Below are 10000 nucleotides of genomic sequence, written 5' to 3' on the forward strand. Positions count from 1 at the left end.
TGTGAAAAAGAAAACATGATAACTATTTACCATAATCCAAGATGTACTAAATCGAGAGAAGGTTTGTGCGAAATCGAAAACTTAAATCAATCTTTTGAAATTAGAAAATATCTTGATGAACCTTTTACAGAAAAAGAACTAAAAGAAGTAATCAAAAAACTGAATATCAAACCATTAGAACTTGTTAGAACCAAAGAAAGTATTTGGATTGAAAACTATAAAGGAAAAGAACTAACCGATGATCAAATCATTGATGCACTATTAAAAAATCCCAAATTAATAGAACGGCCAATCATTGTAAATGGTAATAAAGCAGTTATTGCAAGACCAAAAGAAAAGATTAACGAAATCCTCTAGTAGTTTTAACAAAGATTTAGGAAATTAAGGCTAAACCAAAAGGTACTTTTGCAGTCTTATTTGAAAAAATATATTATGAACAAGAAAATTCTTATTGTTGCCTTAACATTACTCTTAAGTTTAACTGCTTTTGCACAGCGTCCTGAAGGAAAAAAAATTACTATTTCTGGTAAAGTTCTTGAAAAAGGAACTAATCTTCCTTTAGAATACGCTACAATCGTATTCGAAAATAGTACAACCAAACAACTTTCTGGTGGTATTACCGATGAAAATGGTAATTTTAAATTTGAAGTAACTGCTGGAAACTATAATGTTAGAGCTGAATTTATTTCGTTTAAAAGTGTAATAATACCACAAAAAGTTTTCAATACTGATTCCAATTTAGGCACTATTCAAATGGAAGCCGATGTAGCACAACTAAATGAAATTGAAGTTGTTGCAGAAAAATCTACAGTTGAAATTAAACTTGACAAAAGAGTTTACAACGTAGGCAAGGATATGATGGTAAAAGGTGGAACGGTTAGCGATGTCTTAGACAACGTGCCATCTGTAACAGTTGATGCAGAAGGAACTGTAGCTTTAAGAGGTAATGAAAATGTAAAAATATTAATTGACGGAAAACCTTCTGGTTTAGCTGGAATTAACATTGCGGATGCTTTAAAATTATTACCTGCAGATGCCGTTGAAAAAGTTGAAGTTATTACCAATCCATCAGCACGTTATGATGCAGAAGGTGGTGGCGGTATCATTAATATTGTTTTAAGAAAAGGAAAAGCAAATGGTGTTAATGGTTCTGTAATGGTAAATGCAGGTGATCCTGAAACTTATGGAACAAGCATCAATTTAAATAAGAAAAGTGATGATTATAATTTATTTTCTAACATAGGATATAATTATAGAAATAATCCAGGAAATTCTTTAGTTGACGCCGAATACTTTAATGCAGATGGTACAACGAGTCGTTTTATTAAAGAAAGAAGAACAAATGAAAGATTAAGTGAAGGTTACAATGCTAACTTTGGTATTGATTTAAATTTATCAAAATCATTAACTTGGACCAATGCGTTAACATTCAGAGAAAATAATGGAAAAAATCCAGATAATGTTTTCTTTTATAATTTTGATGCTTCAAATAACCCAACCTTTGTAAGAAATCGTTTAAACGATCAAAAAAGTGATGAATTCAGTATTGAATACTCATCAAACTTTACTAAAAAATTCAAAAAAGACGACCATAAATTAACAGTTGATTTTGCTTCATCTCAGAATAGAGAAAATGAATTTGCAACTATTTATGATCAAATTTTAGATGATCCTGCTTCTTTAACAACTCAAGGAACATCAAATAAAAACAAACAACAAAGAAATTTGATTCAAACCGACTATGTTTTACCAATTGGTAAAAACGGCCGTTTTGAAGCAGGTTACAGAGGAAGTTTCCAAAAGAATTTAACTGATTTCGTGGTTACACCAGTTTCAAATTTTTCTAACACATTAGAATATATTGAAAATGTAAATGCCCTTTACAGCCAATATGGTTCAAAAATTAATAAATTTTCGTATTTCTTTGGTTTACGTTTTGAAGACAGTCATATTGAAGTAAACTCATTATCTTTAAACGATTATAACACAAAAAAATACAACAACTTTTTCCCGTCTGCAACTTTTAACTATGAATTTTCAGAATCAAGTTCTGTTAGTTTAAGTTATAGTAAAAGAATTAACCGTCCTAGAGGTCGCTTCTTAAACCCAGTTTCATCGTTATCAAGTAACATTAATATCTTCCAAGGTAACCCAGATATCAATCCATCCTATACAGATGCTATTGACTTAGGCTACCTTAAAAAATGGAAAAAATTAACATTTAATACTTCAGCTTACATCAATATCACAAATGATGCATTTCAATTCATTAGAAAAGAATCAGGATTATTTGTTGAAGGCGTTCCTGTAATTTTAAGCACACCAATAAACTTATCAAAAGAATATAGAACAGGATTTGAATTTAATTTAAACTATACACCTTATAAATGGTGGAGACTAAATGGTAACTTTAATGCTTTCAGAAATGAAACTCAAGGTGACTATTCTTATGTTGATTATTTGGGAAATACCATTAATCAAAACTTTGATAATGTAGCCTTAACTTGGTTTGCAAGAATTTCATCAAAAATTACACTACCATACAAAATCGACTGGCAAACTAATGGAACTTACAATGCACCACAATCTAATGCGCAAGGGAAATCATTAGGTGTTGCTTCAATGAACTTGGCTTTTAGTAAAGATGTATTAAAAGACAAAGCTAGTATTTCTTTAAATGTGAGTGATGTTTTCAACTCAAGAAAAAGAATCATGGAAACAAACATTCCAAACGTGGTAAACTCTTACAGCGAAATGCAATGGAGAGTAAGACAAGTAATGCTAACTTTTACTTATCGTTTTAACAAACAGAAAAACGATAAAGAAAGACAGCCAAAACGTGAAGATAATGGAGAAGGTGATTTTATGGGAAGACCATAATTTTCAAATCCATTACCCATAAAAAAAGTCCCGATTGAATCGGGACTTTTTATTTTTAAAATTAAAAGAAAATTATCCTTCTAATTCAGCTTGTTTTTTAGCTCTTTTCTCTTTAATCAATTCCATGATAGCTCCGCCCAACCAATATTGAACAAATCCTACTAAGAATATCATCAACCAAAAACCAATAGTTAATATGGTTAAGAAAAGTAAAAAACCTAGGTACTGTTGAAATTCAAACATAATATTTTCCGGAATTTATGAATTCTTGTCAAAGATAATAGGAATATTTATTTTTGACAATATAATTGCTATTATTTTTACCCTAAAACCACTTTTTGATTTTAAAATAAATAAACATTACCGCAACAACTGCCAACATTATTCCCCAAATAATAAAATAGCCATACTCCCACTCTAACTCAGGTAAGTTTTTAAAGTTCTGACCATAAACCCCAACGATAAAAGTTAAAGGTAAAAAGAACATCGAAACCACGGTTAAAGTTTTCATCACCTGATTCATTTTATGATTCTGAGCTGAGAAAAAATAATTTGATGTACTATCTAAAGTAATTAAATCAGAATCTATTTGTTCTAATAATTCTAAACATTTTTGGTGTAATCGTGAGAAAAACGTAAAATTTTCATGCTGAATATCATTGAAAACATTATCATCTTTAATGCTTTTAATAGAATACAAAGAATCGCGTAATGGAATAATCGAACGTTTTAAAAAATTGAAATTATCCCGATGTTTTTCAATTAATTCTAAAACTTCTGGATTCGTATTTTTCTTTGACAAATCAATTAAATCATCCACTTTATTTTCTTCACTTTCAATTGTAATATAAAAGTTTTCAATAATTGCATCAAGCAATAGATACAATAAATAATCTGCCTTTTTAGTTCTAACAACTCCCGAATTTGTTCTAATTCGTTCTCTAATATGCGTAAAAAAATCACTTCTTTTTTCCTGAAAAGATAACAAAACATTATCCTTTAATAAAAAACTAATTTGTTCAACACTTATATTATCTGACTTTTTTTGAGGTAATAGCGATTTAACATTGAAAAATAAAATATTATGATATTCTTCAATTCTTGTTCGCTTGGTGGTGTTTAAAATGTCTCCAATAATGAAATGATCAGCACCAAACTTTGCCCCTACTTTTTCTACAAAAGTATGATTATTTAATCCGTGAATATTAATCCAATTCACTTTTAAAGCATCAATATTAGTATCTAAGTCATGAGGTTCACATTGTTGAAATTCAATAACTTCATCAGTATCGTACACAAACATTTGCATTTCCGTAAGTGTATCTTTATGAATACCTGTATATTCCAATGTGCTTGGATGAACTTTCCTTCCTTTCTTGTATTTAATTTTTCTCAAAACAAACAAATTTTATATAAAGATAGGAGTTTTTAAAAATGAGAAGTATTTTTACGAAAATTTATTTTCAATGCAAACGTTATTCATCAACATAAAAGAACTATTACAAATTAGAGAAGCGGGAATTGATAAAATTTCTGGAACCGATATGGCAATATTACCTAAAATCGATAATGCTTTTCTTTTAATTGAAAATAATATCATTTCTGATTTTGGTCCAATGGAAAATTGCCCGAAACTTTCTGATGCGAAAATTGTTGATGCCACAGGACAAGTCATTTTGCCTACTTGGGTTGATAGTCATACACATATCGTTTATGCAGGAAACCGAATTCAGGAATTTGTAGATAGAATTAATGGTTTATCCTATGAAGAAATAGCCAATCGTGGAGGTGGGATTTTAAATTCGGCTAAAAAATTAAACGAAACTTCGGAAGATGAAATTTATGAGCAATCAAAATTACGTTTAGAAGAAGTTATGCAACAAGGAACGGGTGCAGTCGAAATCAAATCGGGCTACGGATTAACGGTTGAAGGCGAATTGAAAATGTTGCGCGTTATCAAACGTTTAAAAGAAAATTATCCAATTGCAATCAAAGCTACTTTTTTAGGCGCACATGCTTTTCCAATGGAATATAAAGAAAATCATTCGGGTTATATTGATTTGATAATTAACGAAATGTTACCGAAAATTGCTTCCGAAAATTTAGCAGATTATATTGATGCTTTCCTTGAAACTGGATATTTCTCAGTAGAAGAAACCATAAAAATTATGGAAGCTGGAAGAAGATATGGTTTAGAACCAAAAATTCACGTAAATCAGTTCACCGCAATCGACGGAATCAAAGCTTGTGTAGAAAACGGCGCTTTATCTGTAGACCATTTAGAAATTGTAACTGATGAAGATATTGAAGTTTTAAAAAACAGCAAAACTATGCCTGTTGCTTTACCAAGCTGTTCTTATTTTATTAGCATTCCGTACACTCCTGCTCGAAAAATGATGAATGCAGGATTACCATTGGCTTTAGCAACCGATTACAATCCTGGCACTACTCCATCTGGAAATATGAACTTTGTAGTAGCAACCGCTTGCATCAAAATGAAAATGACTCCGGAAGAAGCCATCAACGCAGCAACAATAAATGGTGCTTACGCGATGGGAATTTCAAAAACGCACGGAAGTATCACAAAAGGAAAAAAAGCAAATCTAATCATCACAAAACCAATTATGAGTTTTTACCAATTGCCATATGCTTTTGGTACGAATTTAATTGATAGAGTAATGATTGAAGGTAAATTTATTTAATATGATTAAAACTCTTTTACTTGTTGCAATTGGAGGCGCCATGGGAAGTGTTCTTAGATACTTGACTCATTGGTTAACTTCTAAATATTTTCAAAATTCGTTTCCTTTAAGTACATTTTTAGTAAATATTTTAGGAAGTTTACTTATTGGATTATTTATAGGTTATTTAGGAAAATACTTTCCAGAAAATCATCCTTTGAAGTTTTTACTGATTATAGGTTTTTGTGGAGGATTTACCACTTTTTCGAGTTTTGCATTAGAAAACTACAATTTACTTCAGAATAACAACCAAATTACTGCTTACATCTATATGGCAACTTCCATTATATTAACTATTTCAGCAGTTGGTTTTGGAAGTTATTTATCAAAATATCTATAAAAAAAGTCCAATGAAATTACTCTCATTGGACTTTAAAATTTTATAAAACGATTATTTCAATTCGAAACTTGTTTTAGAAACTAATTCTGCATTTTTATCAAATACGTTTACGAAGTAAGTTCCTTTAGCAAAGTCTTTTCCTGGAACTTCTTCATTTACTTGAACTGTTTTGTTTTCATATTTTACAGTAGAAATAAAGCTATAAGTTAACGTTTTATCCCCAGCAGGAATTGTTTTCTTTTCTCCTAAAATATTGCTTTTACTGTCAATAATTTGAACATAATATTCTCTTGAACCTGTCTTAGCAATTTGATTTTCAGCAATTAAAAAACTTACTTTTAAAACATCTGCTCTGCTAGCTTTGTCTGTTTCAATTTGTTTTCCTGAACTTTTCTGTTTAACTGCTAAAACTTTTAAGTTTAAAACCGCTAATTTAGAACCTTTTTCAACTGTTTTAGTTAAGCTTTCGTTCTGAGTTAATAAAGTATCATTGAATTTCTTAGCATCTGTTAAAACTACTTTTGTACTATCTAAACTAGATGTTAAAGCAACATTTTGTTCTTTCAATGTTTTGTTTTCAGCTACTAAATTATCCATTTCTCTTTTTAAACGGAAGTATTCATTTTTGTATTTTGCCATAGCTGCAGCATCACCTTTCGATTTTTCAACTTGCTCTAACAAAGCTACCATTTTAGCTTGTTCTGCTTGTAATTCATCTTTTAATGCCGTGTTATCAGCAATCATTGTATCATATTCTGCAATTTTAGCTTTTAATTCTTCAGCCAAAGTATTTTTCTCTGTAGTTAATGAAGTTACTGTCTCTTTATTATCTGAAGTTAGTTTAAAAATATAACCTACACTTCCTAAGAAAAGTAAGGCTAAGACTACTACAGCAGCTTTTAATCCGGAATTATTTGATTTGTTTTCCATTTTTTGGTATTGTTGGGTTAATGTTAAGTTTTTCCAAAAATACAATTTTTAAAGTATTTTCTAAATTTTAAACGAATTTTATTTAAAAATAGTACTTTTGATTGCATTTATTAATTTTATGGAGAATATTACACTTTTAAGCCAAAACGAATTAGCCAAAATAACGAACCACAGAAGTGGCGAAATAAAATTTGGAGAAAAAATCATCACAGTCCCAAAAGACACTGATATTGTCGAATTTATAACCAACAGCGAAGCTAAATTTGTACTTTTTGGAATACCAGAAGATATTGGAGTAAAAGCAAATTTAGGAAGAATTGGTGCTGCTTCGGCTTACGATAGTGCTTTACAAAGTTTGGCTAATATTCAACACAATAAGTTTTGTAAAGGAAGTAATTTACTAGTTTTAGGCAAATTAAATGTAGATGAACTTCTAGAAAAAGCCCAAAATTTAGATGCAAACAACAAAGAACATAGAAAAGAACTCTTCAAATTAGTAGAACAATTAGATATTGAAGTTTCGCATATTGTACACCAAATTTGTAATGCTGGAAAAATTCCAATCATCGTAGGTGGCGGACACAATAACGCTTATGGAAACATTAAAGGTTTAGCATTAGCAAAAGGAAAACCAGTTAACGCTATCAATTTTGATGCCCATACCGATTTTAGAATTTTAGAAGGAAGACATTCAGGAAACGGATTTAGTTATGCTTTTGAAGATGGATTTTTAAAGAAATATTTCGTTTTCGGATTGCATGAAAACTTCGTTTCAAAAAGTGTTTTCAATACGTTGAAAGAATTAACTTCGAGAGTTAAATATGTTACTTATGAAGAAGTAGAGGTAAAGCGTGAGAAAAACTTTGAAACTGAATTAGAAAACGCGCTAAACTTTATTAAAAACGAACCTTTTGGCGTGGAATTAGATTTAGATGCCATTCCTAATATTCCCTCTAGTGCCATGACATTAAGTGGTTTTAGTGTCGATAAAGCCCGACATTTTACTTACTTTTTTGGAAAACATCAGAACGCGTCATATTTTCATATTTGCGAAGGAGCTCCAGCTCTTGATGATTCTAAAAACAATCATTTAACAGGTAAATTAATTGCTTCGTTAATTACTGATTTCATGAAAGCCAAAATGGGGTAAAACCAAATTCCTCAAAATAACACTATCTTTGTACCCTTATCAAACTTATTTGATAGGAAAAATTACTATTTATGACATTTAACGAATTAAAATTATTTAACAATATACAACAAGCTTTAGAAGAAGAAGGCTACACTAACCCTACTCCTATTCAAGAGCAAGCCATTCCTGAAATATTAGCAGGACAAGATTTAGTTGCCTGTGCTCAAACAGGAACAGGAAAAACCGGTGCATTTGCCATTCCTATCTTAAATTTAATTCACAGAATTGTAGGTTCGGCTAAAAAAGCAAAACATATTAGAACTTTAGTAGTTACACCAACTAGAGAATTAGCCATTCAAATTGACGAGAGTTTTAAAACCTATGGAAAATATACGAATGTAAAATCGTTGGTGATTTTTGGTGGTGTAAATCAAGTGCCTCAAGTAAATGAACTAAAAATGGGTGTTGATGTTTTAATCGCTACTCCGGGAAGACTTTTAGACTTACACAAACAAGGTTTTATCGATTTGAATCACATGCATCACTTGGTTTTAGACGAAGCCGATCAAATGTTAGACATGGGATTTATTAATGATGTAAAGAAAATCATCAAATTAACTCCTGAAAACCGTCAAACATTATTGTTTTCTGCAACGATGCCTTTAGCAATTAGAGAATTAGCCGATACTTTCTTAACACGACCAAAGTACATTTCGGTTACACCAATTTCTAGTACCGCTGAAAATGTAACGCAAAAAGTATATTTCGTAAACAAAGACGAAAAACGTTTACTTTTAAAACAATTAATTATTCAAGAAAGTTTGAGCAATGCTTTGGTGTTTACCCGAACCAAACACGGCGCTGATAATATTGTAAAAGTGTTGAAAAAAGCTCATATAAAAGCTGAAGCTATTCACGGAGACAAATCGCAAAATGCACGTCAACGTGTTTTAGAGCAATTTAAAAATAAAGAAATTGATATTTTAGTGGCTACCGATATTGCAGCAAGAGGAATCGACATTGAACAACTTCCGTTTGTAATTAACTTTGATATTCCAAATATTTCGGAAACCTATGTACACCGAATTGGTCGTACAGGTCGTGCTGGAAATTCAGGTTTAGCCATTTCATTTTGTGGAAAAGATGAAAAACCATATTGGCAGGATATTGAAAAATTAATCCGAATGAAAGTCAAAGTAATTTCTGATCATCCTTATGAATGGAAAGACGAAGTTAAAAATCCAGATGCAAAACCTGATTTAAGAAATAAAAATAAGATGAATCCAGATTCAAAGTCAAGAAAGTCGGAAGCTTCTAAGAAAAACAAAAAACGTTGGTACTAAGCCAACGTTTTTTTTATTTATCTACTAATCGTTTAATGGTTTCAAACAGTTTATGACTTTCAAAAGGTTTTACAATTACTTCATCTATTTGAGCATCAATAATTTTTTCTTCAATATCTTGTTTGTCAAATGCTGTAACGGCAATAATTGGAATGGTTATTCCTTTTTGTCGTATTAATTTTGAAGTTTCAAAACCATTAATGATAGGCATATTAATATCCATCAAAATGGCATCAAAATCAATTTTACTAACTAGTTCTAGAGCCGCGTAACCATCATCTACAATTTCACACTTAAAATGATTGTTTTCAAGTAATTTTTTAGTGACTACTTGATTTATTTTATTGTCTTCAACCACTAAAATTTTATATTCTTTTCTAACTGAAAGATCTACATCCAAATTATTAACAATAGATTTTGCTTTAGAAACATCAGAATCTAATGGCAAGGTGAATGTTATGGTTGTTCCTTTTCCTTCTTCGCTTTCTAATTGAATGGTTCCGCTGAATAATTCGACTAATTTTTTAACTATGGTTAATCCTAATCCTGTTCCTTGATAATCGTCTTCTTTACGATATACTTGAACAAATTTTTCAAAAACTTTATTTTGATCTTCTTTGGCAATTCCTATTCC

Annotated in this window: 10 protein-coding genes; 6 read left to right on the forward strand and 4 right to left on the reverse strand. The window is 30.4% G+C overall.

The genetic code is table 11. From position 1 onward, the window contains the following. On the forward strand, positions 1-357 hold a 357-nt coding region (gene arsC / locus LDL23_RS04255), incomplete at its 5' end, for an arsenate reductase (glutaredoxin) (RefSeq protein WP_366935470.1). A 75-nt stretch (positions 358-432) separates the two neighbouring features. Next, complete coding sequence (locus tag LDL23_RS04260; RefSeq protein WP_291264600.1) at positions 433-2880, forward strand: TonB-dependent receptor; 2448 nt, start codon at positions 433-435, stop codon at positions 2878-2880. A gap of 72 nt (positions 2881-2952) precedes the next feature. Here the strand turns inward: LDL23_RS04260 and LDL23_RS04265 are convergent, their stop codons facing one another. Together LDL23_RS04265 and corA are read right to left on the reverse strand one after the other, a co-directional pair. Then, positions 2953-3123 (reverse strand): hypothetical protein, encoded by a 171-nt coding sequence (locus tag LDL23_RS04265; RefSeq protein ID WP_291264601.1) that lies wholly within the window; start codon positions 3121-3123, stop codon positions 2953-2955. Between the two features lie 82 nt (positions 3124-3205). Continuing rightward, positions 3206-4276: a magnesium/cobalt transporter CorA gene (corA, locus tag LDL23_RS04270; protein WP_291264602.1), complete on the reverse strand. Its 1071-nt coding sequence runs from the start codon at positions 4274-4276 to the stop codon at positions 3206-3208. A gap of 70 nt (positions 4277-4346) precedes the next feature. On the opposite strand from corA, the gene hutI reads away from it, so the two are divergent. Further along, positions 4347-5582 (forward strand): imidazolonepropionase, encoded by a 1236-nt coding sequence (gene hutI, locus LDL23_RS04275; RefSeq protein WP_291264603.1) that lies wholly within the window; start codon positions 4347-4349, stop codon positions 5580-5582. A 1-nt stretch (position 5583) separates the two neighbouring features. After that, a complete protein-coding gene (gene crcB, locus LDL23_RS04280; RefSeq protein ID WP_366935471.1) occupies positions 5584-5961 on the forward strand; it encodes a fluoride efflux transporter CrcB in 378 nt (125 codons plus the stop codon). 51 nt (positions 5962-6012) lie between these two features. Here the strand turns inward: crcB and LDL23_RS04285 are convergent, their stop codons facing one another. After that, positions 6013-6891, reverse strand: a complete 879-nt coding sequence (locus tag LDL23_RS04285; protein ID WP_291264604.1) for a hypothetical protein — start codon at positions 6889-6891, stop codon at positions 6013-6015. Positions 6892-7009: 118 nt separating this feature from the next. Here LDL23_RS04285 and LDL23_RS04290 point away from each other — a divergent pair, with 118 nt between their 5' ends. Both LDL23_RS04290 and LDL23_RS04295 read left to right on the forward strand, forming a co-directional pair. After that, positions 7010-8041, forward strand: a complete 1032-nt coding sequence (locus LDL23_RS04290) for a formimidoylglutamase (protein ID WP_291264605.1) — start codon at positions 7010-7012, stop codon at positions 8039-8041. Positions 8042-8112: 71 nt separating this feature from the next. After that, positions 8113-9366 (forward strand): DEAD/DEAH box helicase, encoded by a 1254-nt coding sequence (locus tag LDL23_RS04295; protein ID WP_291264606.1) that lies wholly within the window; start codon positions 8113-8115, stop codon positions 9364-9366. Between the two features lie 13 nt (positions 9367-9379). Here the strand turns inward: LDL23_RS04295 and LDL23_RS04300 are convergent. Continuing rightward, on the reverse strand, positions 9380-10000 hold a 621-nt coding region (locus LDL23_RS04300), incomplete at its 5' end, for a response regulator (RefSeq protein WP_291264607.1).

The organism is Flavobacterium sp. (genome assembly GCF_020217025.1).
Taxonomy (GTDB): domain Bacteria; phylum Bacteroidota; class Bacteroidia; order Flavobacteriales; family Flavobacteriaceae; genus Flavobacterium.

Coding starts and splice junctions, on each gene's coding strand:
- LDL23_RS04265 (WP_291264601.1), bottom strand. CDS start 3,123: ATGTTTGAATTTCAACAGTACCTAGGTTTTTTACTTTTCTTAACCATA.
- LDL23_RS04290 (WP_291264605.1), top strand. CDS start 7,010: ATGGAGAATATTACACTTTTAAGCCAAAACGAATTAGCCAAAATAACG.
- crcB (WP_366935471.1), top strand. CDS start 5,584: ATGATTAAAACTCTTTTACTTGTTGCAATTGGAGGCGCCATGGGAAGT.
- LDL23_RS04295 (WP_291264606.1), top strand. CDS start 8,113: ATGACATTTAACGAATTAAAATTATTTAACAATATACAACAAGCTTTA.
- LDL23_RS04285 (WP_291264604.1), bottom strand. CDS start 6,891: ATGGAAAACAAATCAAATAATTCCGGATTAAAAGCTGCTGTAGTAGTC.
- LDL23_RS04260 (WP_291264600.1), top strand. CDS start 433: ATGAACAAGAAAATTCTTATTGTTGCCTTAACATTACTCTTAAGTTTA.
- hutI (WP_291264603.1), top strand. CDS start 4,347: ATGCAAACGTTATTCATCAACATAAAAGAACTATTACAAATTAGAGAA.